This is a genomic window from Pseudomonas sp. lyk4-R2A-8 (assembly GCF_030209095.1).
GTDB lineage: Bacteria > Pseudomonadota > Gammaproteobacteria > Pseudomonadales > Pseudomonadaceae > Aquipseudomonas > Aquipseudomonas quebecensis.
The window spans coordinates 295844-310048 of record NZ_JARVSS010000002.1; the positions used below are offsets into that span (position 1 = coordinate 295844).

Genomic DNA, 14205 nt, shown 5'->3' on the forward strand with positions numbered 1-14205 from the left:
TTGACCGCGCCTGTCACTGCGCAACCTCACGTGCATGCACAAAGGCTGCGCCAAGGGTTGTCAGGCTCCGCCGGCGAGGTTCAAACTGCGGCCTTTGTCGCTGGCGGTTTACACGACTGCCAAGCTTTAAAGCCTGGGTACAGACGCCAGGCTCACAGACCTTTATAAGGGACCCGAACATGGAATTGGTTGTAAAAAGCGTTAGCCCCGAAACGTTGAAGACCGCCACCCTCGTGGTCGCCATCGGCGAAGACCGCAAGCTCGGTGTCGCCGCCAAGCAACTGGATGAGCTCAGCGGCGGCGCGATCAGCGCGGTGCTCAAGCGCGGTGACCTGGCCGGCAAAGTGGGCCAGAGCCTGCTGCTGCAAAGCCTGCCCAACCTCAAGGCCGACCGCGTGTTGCTGGTGGGCGTGGGCAAGGACGCCGAACTGGGCGACCGCCCGTTCCGCAAGATCATCAGCGGTGTGCTCGGCACCCTCAAGGGCCTGGGCGGCGCCGATGCGACGCTGGCACTGGATGAAATCGTGGTCAAAGGCCGCGACAGCTACGGCAAGACCCGCCTGCTGGCCGAAACCCTGGTGGACGGCGGCTACGTATTCGACCAGTTCAAGAGCCAGAAAGCCGAACCCCGTGCCCTGAAGAAAATCACCCTGCTGACCATCAAGGCCGCCCAGGCTGAAGTGACCCGCGCCGTGACCCATGCACAAGCCATCGCCAAAGGTATGTCGTTCACCCGCGACCTGGGCAACCTGCCGCCGAACATCTGCCACCCGACGTTCCTGGGCGAGCAGGCCAAGGCGCTGGGCAAGGAATTCAAGGGTCTCAAGGTTGAAGTGCTGGACGAGAAGAAGATCAAGGACCTGGGCATGGGCTCGTTCTATGCCGTGGGCCAGGGCAGCGACCAGCCGCCACGCCTGATCGTGATGCAATACAACGGCGCCAAGAAATCCGAGAAGCCATACGCCCTGGTAGGTAAAGGCATCACGTTCGACACCGGCGGTATCAGCCTCAAGCCTGGCGCCGGCATGGATGAGATGAAGTACGACATGGGCGGCGCCGCCAGCGTGTTCGGCACCCTGCGCACCGTACTGGAGCTCAAGCTGCCGATCAATCTGGTGTGCATCCTGGCGTGTGCCGAGAACATGCCGAGCGGCGGTGCTTCGCGACCAGGCGATATCGTGACCACCATGAGCGGCCAGACCGTGGAAATCCTCAACACCGACGCCGAAGGCCGCCTGGTGCTGTGCGATGCCCTGACCTACGCCGAGCGTTTCAAGCCGCAGGCCGTGATCGACATCGCCACCCTGACCGGTGCCTGCGTGGTCGCTTTGGGCGCTCACACCTCCGGCCTGTTGGGTAATAACGACGAACTGATCGAGCAACTGCTCAGCGCCGGCAAGGCCGCCGACGACCGCGCCTGGCAACTGCCGCTGTTCGATGAATACCAGGAACAGCTGGACAGCCCGTTCGCCGACATCGCCAACATCGGTGGGCCGAAGGCCGGCACCATCACCGCAGCGTGCTTCCTGTCGCGCTTTGCCAAAAACTTCAACTGGGCTCACCTGGATGTCGCCGGTACCGCCTGGACCAGCGGCGGCAAAGACAAGGGCGCCACCGGCCGTCCAGTGCCGTTGCTGACTCAGTACCTGCTCGATCGCGCCAAAGCTTAACCAACGCCCCCTCCCCCCTTTGCCTCTATAAAAGGGGGGCGGGCCGTTGCAGGAACCCACATGCCCCAAGTCGACTTCTACATATTGCCCAGCGCCGATCCCTCCGCGCGCCTGGACTTTGCCTGCAAACTCACGGAAAAAGCCTGGCGCATGGGCCATCGCATCTACCTGCATTGCAGCGATGACGCCCAACGCGAGGAACTCGATGCCCGCCTGTGGCGCTTCAAAGGTGAGAGCTTCGTGCCCCACGGCCCTGCGGAAGCCGAACCCGAAGGCCGGGTGGTGCTGGGGCTGGGCGATAACTGCGGCGACCACCAGGACCTGCTGGTCAATCTGGACTTGAAAGTCCCCTCCTTTGCCGGAATATTCGCCCGCGTAGCGGAGGTGGTGGTGGAAGATCCGGCTATTCGTCAGGCTGCGCGGGAGAGTTTCCGTTTCTACCGCGAACAGGGCTATCCTTTGCAAGATCACCGGTTACAACGACTTTGAGCACACGATGGACACTTCCAACCCGTTAAAAAAAGATGACCACCTGCTGGACGACCTGGAGTCGATCCGTCAGTTGCTGGGTGATGAGGGTTTGCAACCGCCACTGCTGACCGAAGCGGTCAATGGTGAGGTACAGATCCCACTGTTGTTCGACATGGTCGGCGGCAAGCCGGTTGCGCCGCAGCCGAGTGTCGAAGCCCCGGCCGTCGTGGAAGCCGCGCCTGCCGAAAAGGCACCCGACGCCTTGCTGCTGCACCTGGACAACGAACTGCGCGCCGCCGCACAACTGATCATGCAAGACGTGATCGACGACTTTGCCCCGCATATCGAAACCGAGATCAAACGCCGGATGGATGCGCGGATGGAGCGGCTGATCGCCGCTGCTACAAACAACTAGCCACAAGCCGCAAGTTAAAGCACTGCACGCCACTTGCAGCTTGTGGCTTATAGCTTGCAACTGCTTCACACCGCTATACTTGCCGGCTTTCCTGAATAAATGCCAACTAGGGTCCCGCCGCGCATGGATAAGACCTACCAGCCCCACGCAATTGAAACTTCCTGGTACCAGACCTGGGAGTCCGAGAACTATTTCGCCCCACAAGGTGCGGGCGAGTCCTACACCATCATGATTCCGCCACCGAACGTCACTGGCAGCCTGCACATGGGCCATGGCTTCAACAATGCGATCATGGATGCACTGATCCGTTTCCGCCGCATGCAGGGCCGTAACACCCTGTGGCAACCGGGCACCGACCACGCCGGTATCGCCACGCAGATGCTGGTGGAGCGTCAACTCGAAGCCACTGGCCAGAACCGCCATGACCTGGGCCGCGAGAAATTCCTGGAAAAGATCTGGGAATGGAAGGATCAGTCCGGCGGCAATATCAGCCGTCAGATCCGTCGCCTGGGTTCGTCCGTCGATTGGAGCCGCGAGCGCTTCACCATGGACGACGGCCTGTCCGAGGCCGTAAAAGAAGCCTTTGTGCGCCTGCACGAAGACGGCCTGATCTACCGCGGCAAGCGCCTGGTCAACTGGGACACCAAACTGCACACGGCGATTTCCGATCTCGAAGTGGAAAACCACGACGAGAAAGGCTTCCTGTGGAACCTCAAGTACCCGCTGGCAGACGGCGCCAGAACCGCCGAAGGCAATGACTACCTGATCGTGGCCACCACCCGTCCGGAAACCATGCTCGGCGACGCCGCCGTCGCGGTTAACCCGAACGACGCGCGCTACCAGGCGCTGATCGGCAAGTTCGTCGAGCTGCCATTGGTCGGTCGCCGCATCCCGATCATCGCGGACGACTACTGCGACCCTGAATTCGGCACCGGCTGCGTGAAAATCACCCCGGCCCACGACTTCAACGACTATGAAGTCGGCAAGCGCCACAACCTGCCGCTGCTGAACATCTTCGACAAGAACGCCACTGTGTTGCCGGCCTGCCAGGTCTTCAACCTGGACGGCAGCCTCAACGACAGTGTCGACGGCAAGATCCCGGCTGAATTCGCCGGTCTCGACCGCTTCGAAGCACGCAAGCAGATCGTTGCCGCCTTCGACGCCGCCGGCCTGCTGGTCAGCGTTGACGACCATGGCCTTAAGGTGCCGAAAGGCGACCGTTCCGGCACCGTGATCGAGCCGTGGCTGACCGACCAGTGGTACGTCTCCACCAAGCCGCTGGCCGAGCCTGCGATTGCTGCCGTGGAAGATGGCCGCATCCAGTTCGTGCCTAAACAGTACGAGAACATGTATTTCTCGTGGATGCGCGACATCCAGGATTGGTGCATCAGCCGTCAGCTGTGGTGGGGCCACCGTATTCCGGCCTGGTACGACGAGTCGGGCAAGGTCTACGTAGGCCGCGACGAAGCCGAAGTGCGCGCCAAGCACAACCTCGGTGCCGACGTTGCGCTGCAGCAGGACAACGACGTACTGGACACCTGGTTCAGCTCGGGCCTGTGGACCTTCTCCACCCTGGGCTGGCCGCAGCAGACCGAATTCCTGAAGAAATTCCACTCCACCGACGTGCTGGTCACCGGCTTCGACATCATTTTCTTCTGGGTTGCCCGGATGATCATGCTGACCATGCACCTGGTGAAGAACGAGGACGGCACCCCGCAGGTACCGTTCAAGACCGTGTACGTGCACGGCCTGGTCCGCGACGGCCAGGGCCAGAAGATGTCCAAGTCCAAGGGCAACGTGCTGGACCCGCTGGACATCATCGACGGCATCGACCTGGAGACCCTGGTGCAGAAACGCACCTCGGGCCTGATGCAGCCGAAACTGGCGAAGAAGATCGAGAAACAGACCCGCGACGAATTCGCCGACGGCATCGCCAGCTACGGCACCGACGCCCTGCGCTTCACGTTCTGCTCGCTGGCGTCTACCGGCCGCGACATCAAGTTCGACATGGGCCGCGTCGAAGGCTATCGCAACTTCTGCAACAAGATCTGGAACGCCGCACGCTACGTGCTGGACAAGGGCGAAGACTGCGGCCAGAACGGCGAAGCCTACGAGCTGAGCCTGGCCGACCGCTGGATCATCTCGCAGTTGCAGCGCACCGAAGCCGAAGTGACTCGCCAGCTCGATCAGTTCCGTTTCGACCTGGCGGCCCAGGCGTTGTACGAGTTCATCTGGAACCAGTATTGCGACTGGTACCTGGAACTGTCCAAGCCGGTGCTGTGGGACGAAAACGCGCCGGTGGAACGCCAGCGCGGCACCCGCCGTACCCTGGTGCGCGTGCTGGAAGTGGCGCTGCGCCTGGCGCATCCGTTCATGCCGTTCATCACCGAAGAAATCTGGCAGCGCCTGGCGCCGCTGGCCGGTATCGAAGGCAAAACCATCATGCTGCAACCTTGGCCGGTGGCCAATGAAGCCCGCATCGACGAGGCGGCCGAGAGCGATATCGAATGGCTCAAGACCCTCATGCTCGGCACGCGCAACATCCGCGCCGAGATGAACATAGGTCCAGGCAAGCCACTGGCCGTGTTCGTCAAGAACGCCAGCGCTGAGGACCAGCGTCGCCTCAGTGAGAACGATGCGCTGCTCAAGAAGCTGGCCAAGCTGGAGTCGATCACCGTATTGGCTGCCGATGCCGAAGCACCGCTGTCCGCCACCGCACTGGTCGGCGACATGGAAGTGCTGGTGCCGATGGCCGGGTTGATCGACAAGGGCGCGGAACTGGCCCGTCTCGACAAGGAAATCGCGCGCCTGCAAGGCGAAGTGCAGCGGGTGGGCGGCAAACTGTCCAACGCGGCGTTCGTCGACAAAGCGCCGGCCGAGGTGATCGAGAAAGAACGCGCCAAGCTGGCTGAAGCTGAACAGGCTTTGGGCAAACTGGCCGAGCAGCATGCGCGGATTTCCAGCCTCTAAGGCTTGATTCGCGTGAAGAAAGAGACCTTCGGGTCTCTTTTTTTTGCCTGCATTTTCCCAAGCCCTTGCCTGCAACACTGCCATAGGGGCAAGCCCTCCCCCACATTTGCCCGAGTTGAGCTCAGGATGTGTGACAATGGCCGCCACATTGAGCCAAACCCAGAATCAACATGACCGCCCCCAGCACACCGAAACCTCCGCGCAAGAAGCCTAAATCCGCCGCCGCAGCCAAGCCTGTGGTGCCGCGCAAAGAGGCAACCCTGCACCCGCGCAACCGCCACACGGGCCGTTACGACTTCCCGGCCCTGATCAAGACCACGCCGGAACTGGCGCAATTCGTGATCATCAACCCCTACGGCAAAGAGAGCATCGACTTTGCCAGCCCGGATGCGGTGCGGGTGTTCAATCGCGCGTTGCTCAAGGCGTTCTATGGTGTCCAGCACTGGGACATTCCCGCCGATTACCTCTGCCCGCCGGTGCCGGGGCGTGCCGATTATGTGCACTTCCTCGCCGACCTGCTGGCCAGCGTCAACGACGGCAAGATCCCGCGCGGCTCGATCGTCAAGGTGCTGGACATCGGCATGGGCGCCAACTGCGTCTACCCGCTGATTGGCTACATGGAGTACCGCTGGAACTTCCTCGGTTCGGAGGTCGACCCTATCGCCGTGGCGGCGGCCAAGGCCATCGTGCAGTCCAACGACCTGAGCAAGGTCATCCAATTGCGCCAGCAGACCAACCCCAAGCAGATCCTGCTGGGCCTGCTCGAACCGGGCGAACGCTTTGACCTGACCATGTGCAACCCACCGTTCCACGCGTCCATGGAAGAAGCCACCAAGGGCAGCGAGCGTAAGTGGCGCGCCCTGGGCAAGGCCGACCCCAAGCGTAAGTTGCCGGTGTTGAACTTCGGTGGCCAGTCTGCCGAGCTGTGGTGCGAAGGCGGCGAAGCGCGGTTCGTAACGCAGCTGATCGCCGAAAGCGCACATTTTGCTCACAAGGTGTTGTGGTTCAGCACCCTGGTGTCGAAAGCGTCGAACCTGCCAGCCATCGAAACCGCACTGAAAAAGGCCGGGGTGCTGGAAAGCCAAGTGGTGGAAATGTCCCAGGGGCAGAAGCAGAGCCGCTTCGTGGCCTGGACCTTCCAGACCAAGAACGAGCAGCAGATCTGGCGCCAGCGCTGGGTGCGCTAGCGCCCGAATCGCAGGCAACAAAAAACCGTGCCCGGATCGCTCCGAAGCACGGTTTTTTTTGCTGCGTCTTACTTGTTAACAGCGTCGGTCAGGCCTTTGGCCACAACCAGCTTGATAACTTTCTTGGCAGCGATTTCGATGGCAGCGCCAGTCGAAGGGTTACGGCCAGTACGGGCAGGACGCTCGGTCACTTTCAGTTTGCCAACGCCTGGCAGAGTGATTTCGCCGCCGTTTTCCAGCTGATCGGCAACAACCTGGCTCAGTTGGTCCAGCAGAGCGCGCACGGTGGTTTTCGGTGCGTCTACTGCTTCAGCCAGATCAGCGATCAGTTGGTCTTTAGTAATAGCCATTGTGGTGTTCCTTCCCTATCAAATTCATATGGATTGCAGAGTGCAGTGTCAGCCGTCGAGCCCGACCGTCTAGGCCTGGCACCCCTGGCTATAACCGCGGAGATCGGGGTTATAGATGCTTGAAACGGGGATTGGTTCGACCTGACAAATGCTGAATGCACGCTTATCGCCGAGACTTGGCGTAAGACGGGGCAAAACTAGCACAGAGACGGGGAAATATCCGCTTCTACCTACCCATTTGGTCAGCTTTATCGCTCTAAACCGTGAAAAAAAGGCATATGCCCCGTCGGACGGCATGCAAAACCCCGTTCCAGGCGCGTCTTGACCAATGGGTGCGGTACACTGGGCAACTTTTCGGGGAGGCCGACCGCTCCCCTTCAACCAGCCGAGAAGCCTATGCCGATCCGTCATTGCATCGTCCACCTGATCGACAAAAAACCCGACGGCACACCTGCGGTTCTCCATGCCCGCGACTCCGAGCTTGCCGAGTCCGCCGCCATCGAGAACATGCTCGCCGACCTCAACGAGAGCTATAACGCCAAACAAGGCAAGGCCTGGGGTTTCTTCCATGCCGAGTCCGGCGCGCACCCGTTCAGCGGCTGGTTGAAAGAGTATTTCGACGGCGGCCAGGATTTCACCGCGTTCAGCCGCACCGCGGTCGAGCACCTGCAAAAGCTGATGGAAGAGTCCAACCTTTCCACCGGCGGCCATGTGCTGTTTGCCCACTACCAGCAAGGCATGACCGACTACCTGGCCATCGCCCTGCTGCACCACAGCGAAGGCGTGGCGGTGACCGACGAGCTGGACGTGACGCCCTCGCGTCACCTGGACCTGGGCCAACTGCACCTGGCGGCGCGTATCAACGTCTCCGAGTGGCAGAACAACAAACAGTCCAAGCAGTACATTTCGTTTATCAAAGGCAAGAACGGCAAGAAGGTCTCGGAGTACTTCCGCGACTTTATCGGTTGCCAGGAAGGCGTCGACGGCCCGGGCGAAACCCGCACCCTGCTCAAGGCCTTCAGCGACTTCGTCGAAAGCGAAGACCTGCCGGACGAATCCGCCCGCGAGAAAACCAAGACCCTGGTGGATTACGCCAGCAGCCAGGCCAAGCTCGGCGAGCCCATGGGCCTGGAAGAATTGTCCGGGCTGATCGATGAGGACCGGCCCAAGGCGTTCTACGACCATATCCGCAACAAGGACTACGGCCTGTCGCCGGAAATCCCCGCCGATAAGCGCACCCTCAACCAGTTCCGCCGCTTCACCGGGCGCGCCGAGGGCCTGTCGATCAGCTTTGAAGCGCACCTGCTGGGCGACAAGATCGAGTACGACGAGGCCGCCGGCACCTTGATCATCAAGGGCTTGCCGACCCAACTGACCGACCAGCTCAAGCGCCGCAACTGATGCTTGGCGGGGTTTTCAAGAAAGTCCTGCTGGTGTTGCTGGTGGTGGTGGTCATTCAGAACTGGGGCAAGATCGAGCGGGTGTTCAACCCATCCCAGGCGGTGTCCGAGCAGGTACGCGCCCAGGCGCGCGTGGTGCTCTACACCACCGAGTGGTGTGGCTACTGCAAGCAGATCCGCCGCTTCCTGGACCAGAAAGGCATTCCCTACCAGCAATTCGATATCGAAAAAGACGCTCAGGCGCGCAAGGTGTACGAGGCGCTGGGCGGTGGCGGGATTCCGTTTGTGGACGTCAATGGCACGCTGATTCGCGACTACCAGCCTGAACAGATCATGGCGGCGCTGAAATAGTCAGCGCACCACGATCACCCGGTCCAATAAGCTGTGCTGTTGGAAGCCCAGCACCGCCTGCAGCGCATTCAGCACTGCTTGCGGGTCCTTGCTCGGGAAACTGCCGCTGACGCGCTTGGCGCCCATCTCCTTATTAAACAACAGGATGCGGCCCGGGTAATAACGTCCAAGATCCTCGACCACATCGGCCAACGCAGCCTTGTAGTAATTGAGCCAACCGTCGCGCCAGGCCAGGCGCGATTCGCTGTCGACCGCTTGCAAGGGTTCGGCGATGCCATCGGCATAAGCTACCTGCTGGCCGGCGATCAGCACCTGCTGCTGGCCGTTTTTAGAGGGTGTGACCCCGACACGCCCGGTCAACACCGTCACCTGCGCGCCCGCCGGTTGCAGGCGCACTTCGAATTGCGTCCCCAGCACACGCGCTTCACCACTGCCGGCCTCCACCACAAATGGCTCACCGGTGTGGGTCACGCTGAAAAAGCCGGCGCCGCGACGCAACTGGATATGCCGCTCGCCGTGGCTGTAATCCACCGCGATGGCACTGTCGGCATCCAGGGTCACTTGAGTGTTATCCGCCAGGGTCACGGTCTTCACCTCCCCCGGCGCGCTCACATAATCGGCACCGAAGTCATCGATCCAGCGCGACGGCTGCCACCCGGCGCCCATCGACATCATCAGCAGCAGGCACGCGGCCATGGCCAGTGCGCCGGACCAACGCAGCGCCCGCGAGCGCTTCGCGCGGTTCATAGCGTCGAGGTAGCCCTGCAGCGCCTGGGCATCTTCATGCACGAGCTGGCGCGCGGGCACTTCGCTCAACTCCCACAGCACCTGAGCCTGGGCGTAGGCTTCGACGTGGGCCGGGTCGGCGCGCAACCAGCGGCTGAACGTGGCCTGATCGCCACTGCTGGGCTGGTCGTGCAGCAGACTCAGCCAGGCCAGGGCGGCTTTTTCCTGCTCGGGCGTGGGGGTGAGGTTCACAGTGCTTTCCCTGGCGTGCGTGGGGTCGATGGCTCGCGAAGGCTGGCCTTGCAGGCTTCGAGGGCACGCATCATATGTTTTTCCACGGCGCTTTGGGACAGGCCCATGGCCTTGGCGATGTCGGCGTATTTACGCCCATGGATGCGGTTGAGCAGGAATATGTGCCGGGTGCGCTCCGGCAGGCTGCGCAGGGCGGCTTCGACATGCCGCAGATCATTGCCTGCCTCCAACGCGGCCTGGGGTTCGCAGCCATGATTGTCGCGCTGCTCCGGCAACCAGCCTTCGTTGCTGCGCACCCGCGCGCCTTCGCTGCGCAGGTGGTCGATGGCGATATTACCTGCGCAACGCAACAGGTAGGTGCTGAGCTCTTCGACCTGCACCAGGGGCCGGCGCCAGAAGCGCAGGAACAAATCCTGCACCAGGTCGGCCGCCGTGGCGCGGCAGCCGACGCGGCGATTCACCAGAGCTTCCATCTGCGCACGCTGGGACAGGAACACCTGCAGAAAATGCGCGCGCCCACCCGGCGTGTCGGGCTGGGGCGAGTCCTGGGAATCGGGTGGGTTGCCGATCATGATGCAAACACACTCAGAGGATGGCGAAGGCCGCAACGGGACTGGCCAGCAGGCCGACGCCCGCCAGAATCAAGGCCAGCCTTGGCCGATACGGCAACAACAGCACCAATAGCAAAGCGCTGAGCATTAACACCGCGCACCACTCCACCAGGCCCTGGGCCCAACCGGACACCCAGACCGCCGGCCCTATGGCCAGTGTCAGCAACAGCCCGCCCGCCACACGCAAGCCCAGACGCCGAGCCGGCGACGGTTTGCTGCGCAGCAGTTCGCCATGATGACGGTCGGTGGCCAGGCACAATGCGGTGAAACCCGCGTAGCACATCAACATCGCGATCAGCATTCAGTGGGCCTCACGTTTGAGGGTCAACGGGCGTGCGCGCTCAGCCTTGGGCGCTGGCACGCCGCGACGCTGCATCTTGCGGGCTGCCCAGGCGAAAAATACACCGCAGGCCAGGCAGGTCAGGTCGAAACCGGCCATAGCCCAGTCGCCGCTGGCCAGGGCCACGCCCAGGTGATGGGACGTGGTCAACGCATTGATCACCGGGATCGCCATAAACAGCAGCGCGGCGACGCTCAGTTGCTCGACCCACCCCCGGCGGCCACGGCGCACACTCGCGTGCAGCAGGCTCAAGCCCCAGGCAATGAAGAAGGTTTGAACTTCCCAGCCGGAACGTTCGGCGAAGCTCACCGGCAGCAGACGATTGGCCCAGAAGAATGCGGCGATGGCGATCAGCAGGCCGGACATGCTGGCGATGTTCAACACCTCCACCAGACGTAATTCAAACGGCATTGCGTGGGCTTTGGCATGCTTGAGTTGACGCTTGCCGAGCCAGATCACCAGCCCGGTGCCGATCATCGCCGTGCCCGCCAGGCCGCAGATAAAGTACAGCCATCGCAGCACCGGCCCGGCGAAACGGCCCATGTGCAGGCCATAGAAACTGCCGCCGACCACCGCCGGCAACGACGGCTCGCCGCTGACCCGCAGCAGCTCGCCGGTGGTGCCGCTGAACGACACGGTGCTGCCAAAGTCGTGCACCACGCTGTCGGAACCGGCGCGGAACACATTGACCGACGCATTTACATCGCTGGGGTTATTTACCGCCACCCGGTCAACATGGCCACCCGCCCATTGCGCCCGCGCCTCCTGATACATCGATGCCAGCGGCAGCAAGCGACCGGGCTGGCCGAGCGCGGGAGCATTATCGGTGGCCGGGAATACGTCGCTGAAAAACGCCTGGGTGTCATTGCCATAGGCGGCCAGAATCGGCGCCGGCATCACCATGCTCATAAAAATCACCAGGCTGCTGTAGGTAATCATCAAGTGGAACGGCAGCACCAGCACTCCCACGGCATTGTGTCCATCGAGCCAGGAACGCTGGCCTTTGCGCGGGCGGAAGGTGAAGAAGTCCTTGAAGATTTTCTTGTGGGTGATGATGCCGGTGATCAGCGCGACGAACATCACCATCGCGGCCAGGGTGGAGAGCCAACGCCCCCACGGATAGGGCATTTGCAATTGGAAGTGGAAGCGATAGAAGAACTCGCCGCCCATGCTTTCGCGCGCCTGCACGGCAAGGCCGCTGACCGGGTCGAGGGTTTTGCGCATGAAATTGCCGCGCTGGCCGGGGTCTACCTTGTCCTGCCACATCACCGACAGGCCGGGCTCGCGGGCGTCCGGCAGGTTGATAAACCAGCGCGCGGCGGTCGGGGCGTTTGCCTGCAGGTACTGCTGCGCCACATTCAAGCTGCGCACGTCATCGACCGGGTGGGTCTGTACTTCGGGCTGCATCCAGTGGCTGATTTCTTCCTTGAAATAGGCCAGGGTGCCCGTCAGGAAAATCGCGAACAGCAGCCACCCGAAGATCAATCCGGCCCAGGTGTGCAACCAGGCCATCGCCTGGCGAAAGCCCTCTCTCATGTGCGCGTCATCCAAAAACCAACGCCCGCCAGGGTCGCAAACAGGGCACTGGGCAGCATCACGCCAAGCCATGCACGCGCGGCGCTGCGGCAGGCGAAGCACCAGAGCACCGCCAGCAGGTAGAACACAAACGAGCTCATCATCCCGGTGATCACCGCGTCGGCACGCGCGGTGGGCAACCACAGTGCCAGGCAGATACTGGCCAGGGAGGCCATGAGGTAACCGCCAATCACCGCCGCCAACACGCGCGAGGTGACAGCAAAGCGGTAAGCCAGGGGCAATGAGGTTTTGCTTTTCATGGGGAACGGCGCCAGGTTCGTCAGCGCGCAATATTAATGATAAATATTCTCATAAGCAAAACAGAACGGATGAATCACCTCCCCGTGCCGATTGCCGAACCTCGGTGCCGGCCCTACAATGCGAACAATTCTTGTTCTCTAACGCCTGCCGATGCCTGCGGAGTGTTCGCGTTGTCGCCGTCCAACACCGTCGAAGTTTTGTACAACGACCATCATCACTGGCTCACGGGCTGGTTGCGACGCAAGCTCGGCTGCCCGGAAAGTGCCGCCGACCTGGCGCAGGACACCTTTATCCGCGTGCTCACCGCCCGCGAAACGCCCACACTGATCGAACCGCGCGCCTTCCTTACCACCGTCGCCAAGCGCGTGCTGTACAACTTCTATCGCCGCCAGGATCTGGAGCGCGCCTACCTCGACGCCCTCGCGCAGATGCCCGAGCAATTAGCCCCCTCGGAAGAGGAACGCGCGATCATCCTGCAAACCCTGATGGAGCTGGATCAACTGCTCGACGGCCTGCCCGTCCAGGTTAAACGCGCCTTTCTGCTGGCCCAGCTCGACGGTCTCACGTACGCGCAGATCGGTGCCGAACTGGGCATCTCCATCGCCACCGTCAAACGCCACCTGCATAAAGCGACACTGCGCTGCTACTTCGCCCTATGAACATTTCCAGCCATGTCGCCGACCAAGCCGTGCACTGGCTGCTGGAAATGCAGCAAGGCACGCTCACCCCACGTCAACAGGCGGCCTGGCAGCAGTGGTTGAACGCCCACAGCGAACACCAGCGCGCGTGGGAGCATATCCAACGCGTCAATCAGCGCCTGCGCGGCATGCCCTCGCCCCTCGCCCATGCAACGCTTACTGCTCCGACCAGCAGTCGGCGTCAGGCGCTGAAGCTGTTGTTGCTCCTGGGTGCCGGCTCGGCCGCGGCCTGGGGCTTGCGCCGACAGCACATCCTGCCGCCGCTGACTGCCGATTACCGCAGCCCAGTCGGCCAGCGCCGCCAGGTGCAGTTGGCGGACGGCAGCCAGCTGCAGCTCAACACCGGCAGCGCGGTGGATGTGCATTTCGATGGTGAACAACGCCTGGTGCGCCTGCTCGAAGGCGAGATCCTGCTCAGCGCCAACGCCGGCAGTTCCGCGCTGCAGGTACTGACCGGCCAGGGCCTGCTCAGCAGCCAGGCCGCGCGCGTCAATGTGCGTCAGTTCAACGACCACACTCAGGTGGCCGTGCTCAAAGGCCGCGTCGAGGTGATGCCCAACACCTACAGCGGCCTGCCGCTGGTGGTCGAAGCCGCGCGCCAGGTCAATTTCACCCGTAAGGGCTGGGATACCCCGCGCGCCACCGACGCCAACAGCGGCGCCTGGGCCGAAGGCATGCTGATGGCCGCGCATATGCGTCTGGAGGACTTCCTCGACGAACTGGGCCGCTATCGCCGAGGCCAGCTCAACTGCGATCCGCAGGTAGCCAATCTGCTGATTTCCGGCAGCTACCCGCTGGATGACAGCGAACGCATTCTCGACCTGCTGGAAATCAGCCTGCCGGTGAAAGTCCGCCGCTTCACCCGCTACTGGGTCACGGTGCAGGCCCGCGCATAAATTATTTTTCAACACCGTGAGCCGTTTTCCGT

The 14205-nt window shown here is 62.1% G+C and carries 15 protein-coding genes; 9 read left to right on the top strand and 6 right to left on the bottom strand.

Annotation, left to right across the window (positions count from 1 at the left end; genetic code table 11):
- The first annotated feature begins 179 nt into the window (after positions 1–179).
- The 5 genes from QRN10_RS02590 to rlmF all read left to right on the top strand — a co-directional run bounded on the left by QRN10_RS02590 (position 180) and on the right by rlmF (position 6713).
- Positions 180–1670 carry a leucyl aminopeptidase gene (locus QRN10_RS02590; protein ID WP_285427796.1) on the top strand — a complete coding sequence of 497 codons (1491 nt, stop codon included), beginning with the start codon at positions 180–182 and terminating at the stop codon, positions 1668–1670.
- A gap of 60 nt (positions 1671–1730) precedes the next feature.
- Positions 1731–2159, top strand: coding sequence for a DNA polymerase III subunit chi (locus QRN10_RS02595; protein ID WP_285427797.1), 429 nt, complete (start codon positions 1731–1733; stop codon positions 2157–2159).
- A 7-nt stretch (positions 2160–2166) separates the two neighbouring features.
- The gene (locus QRN10_RS02600) at positions 2167–2556 is read left to right on the top strand and encodes a DNA polymerase III subunit chi (RefSeq protein WP_181078354.1); all 390 of its coding nucleotides are present in this window, start codon (positions 2167–2169) and stop codon (positions 2554–2556) included.
- A 123-nt stretch (positions 2557–2679) separates the two neighbouring features.
- The gene (locus QRN10_RS02605) at positions 2680–5526 is read left to right on the top strand and encodes a valine--tRNA ligase (RefSeq protein WP_181078356.1); all 2847 of its coding nucleotides are present in this window, start codon (positions 2680–2682) and stop codon (positions 5524–5526) included.
- Positions 5527–5696: 170 nt separating this feature from the next.
- Positions 5697–6713 carry a 23S rRNA (adenine(1618)-N(6))-methyltransferase RlmF gene (gene rlmF, locus QRN10_RS02610; protein ID WP_181078358.1) on the top strand — a complete coding sequence of 339 codons (1017 nt, stop codon included), beginning with the start codon at positions 5697–5699 and terminating at the stop codon, positions 6711–6713.
- 68 nt (positions 6714–6781) lie between these two features.
- Here the strand turns inward: rlmF and QRN10_RS02615 are convergent, their stop codons facing one another.
- Positions 6782–7063 (bottom strand): HU family DNA-binding protein, encoded by a 282-nt coding sequence (locus QRN10_RS02615; protein WP_003188840.1) that lies wholly within the window; start codon positions 7061–7063, stop codon positions 6782–6784.
- A gap of 396 nt (positions 7064–7459) precedes the next feature.
- Between QRN10_RS02615 and yejK the strand changes: the two genes are divergently transcribed.
- Positions 7460–8464: a nucleoid-associated protein YejK gene (gene yejK, locus QRN10_RS02620; protein ID WP_123480628.1), complete on the top strand. Its 1005-nt coding sequence runs from the start codon at positions 7460–7462 to the stop codon at positions 8462–8464.
- Positions 8464–8814, top strand: coding sequence for a glutaredoxin family protein (locus tag QRN10_RS02625; RefSeq protein ID WP_285427798.1), 351 nt, complete (start codon positions 8464–8466; stop codon positions 8812–8814). The genes yejK and QRN10_RS02625 overlap by 1 nt, the downstream gene beginning before the upstream one ends.
- On the opposite strand, the gene QRN10_RS02630 is transcribed toward QRN10_RS02625, so the two are convergent.
- The 5 genes from QRN10_RS02630 to QRN10_RS02650 are packed head-to-tail and all read right to left on the bottom strand — an operon-like array spanning position 8815 to position 12578.
- A complete protein-coding gene (locus QRN10_RS02630) occupies positions 8815–9792 on the bottom strand; it encodes a FecR family protein (protein WP_285427799.1) in 978 nt (325 codons plus the stop codon). It abuts the gene before it with no gap.
- Positions 9789–10364, bottom strand: coding sequence for an RNA polymerase sigma factor (locus QRN10_RS02635; RefSeq protein ID WP_286670994.1), 576 nt, complete (start codon positions 10362–10364; stop codon positions 9789–9791). The genes QRN10_RS02630 and QRN10_RS02635 overlap by 4 nt, the downstream gene beginning before the upstream one ends.
- Positions 10365–10377: 13 nt before the next feature.
- Complete coding sequence (locus QRN10_RS02640; RefSeq protein WP_253510631.1) at positions 10378–10704, bottom strand: DUF3325 domain-containing protein; 327 nt, start codon at positions 10702–10704, stop codon at positions 10378–10380.
- Entirely contained in the window at positions 10705–12279 is a 1575-nt protein-coding gene (locus tag QRN10_RS02645) for a PepSY-associated TM helix domain-containing protein (RefSeq protein ID WP_285427800.1), read from the bottom strand.
- Complete coding sequence (locus QRN10_RS02650; protein ID WP_181078368.1) at positions 12276–12578, bottom strand: DUF3649 domain-containing protein; 303 nt, start codon at positions 12576–12578, stop codon at positions 12276–12278. Before QRN10_RS02650 ends, QRN10_RS02645 begins: the two co-directional genes overlap by 4 nt.
- Positions 12579–12749: 171 nt before the next feature.
- Here QRN10_RS02650 and QRN10_RS02655 point away from each other — a divergent pair, with 171 nt between their 5' ends.
- Both QRN10_RS02655 and QRN10_RS02660 read left to right on the top strand, forming a co-directional pair.
- Positions 12750–13238 carry a sigma-70 family RNA polymerase sigma factor gene (locus tag QRN10_RS02655; RefSeq protein WP_285427801.1) on the top strand — a complete coding sequence of 163 codons (489 nt, stop codon included), beginning with the start codon at positions 12750–12752 and terminating at the stop codon, positions 13236–13238.
- Positions 13235–14173: a FecR domain-containing protein gene (locus QRN10_RS02660; RefSeq protein ID WP_285427802.1), complete on the top strand. Its 939-nt coding sequence runs from the start codon at positions 13235–13237 to the stop codon at positions 14171–14173. Before QRN10_RS02655 ends, QRN10_RS02660 begins: the two co-directional genes overlap by 4 nt.
- Positions 14174–14205 lie beyond the last annotated feature (32 nt).

What these genes read in the sequence shown, in the direction of transcription:
- QRN10_RS02590 (WP_285427796.1), top strand. Translation starts at nt 180, where the DNA reads ATGGAATTGGTTGTAAAAAGCGTTAGCCCCGAAACGTTGAAGACCGCC.
- QRN10_RS02595 (WP_285427797.1), top strand. Translation starts at nt 1,731, where the DNA reads ATGCCCCAAGTCGACTTCTACATATTGCCCAGCGCCGATCCCTCCGCG.
- QRN10_RS02600 (WP_181078354.1), top strand. Translation starts at nt 2,167, where the DNA reads ATGGACACTTCCAACCCGTTAAAAAAAGATGACCACCTGCTGGACGAC.
- QRN10_RS02605 (WP_181078356.1), top strand. Translation starts at nt 2,680, where the DNA reads ATGGATAAGACCTACCAGCCCCACGCAATTGAAACTTCCTGGTACCAG.
- rlmF (WP_181078358.1), top strand. Translation starts at nt 5,697, where the DNA reads ATGACCGCCCCCAGCACACCGAAACCTCCGCGCAAGAAGCCTAAATCC.
- QRN10_RS02615 (WP_003188840.1), bottom strand. Translation starts at nt 7,063, where the DNA reads ATGGCTATTACTAAAGACCAACTGATCGCTGATCTGGCTGAAGCAGTA.
- yejK (WP_123480628.1), top strand. Translation starts at nt 7,460, where the DNA reads ATGCCGATCCGTCATTGCATCGTCCACCTGATCGACAAAAAACCCGAC.
- QRN10_RS02625 (WP_285427798.1), top strand. Translation starts at nt 8,464, where the DNA reads ATGCTTGGCGGGGTTTTCAAGAAAGTCCTGCTGGTGTTGCTGGTGGTG.
- QRN10_RS02635 (WP_286670994.1), bottom strand. Translation starts at nt 10,364, where the DNA reads ATGATCGGCAACCCACCCGATTCCCAGGACTCGCCCCAGCCCGACACG.
- QRN10_RS02640 (WP_253510631.1), bottom strand. Translation starts at nt 10,704, where the DNA reads ATGCTGATCGCGATGTTGATGTGCTACGCGGGTTTCACCGCATTGTGC.
- QRN10_RS02645 (WP_285427800.1), bottom strand. Translation starts at nt 12,279, where the DNA reads ATGAGAGAGGGCTTTCGCCAGGCGATGGCCTGGTTGCACACCTGGGCC.
- QRN10_RS02650 (WP_181078368.1), bottom strand. Translation starts at nt 12,578, where the DNA reads ATGAAAAGCAAAACCTCATTGCCCCTGGCTTACCGCTTTGCTGTCACC.
- QRN10_RS02660 (WP_285427802.1), top strand. Translation starts at nt 13,235, where the DNA reads ATGAACATTTCCAGCCATGTCGCCGACCAAGCCGTGCACTGGCTGCTG.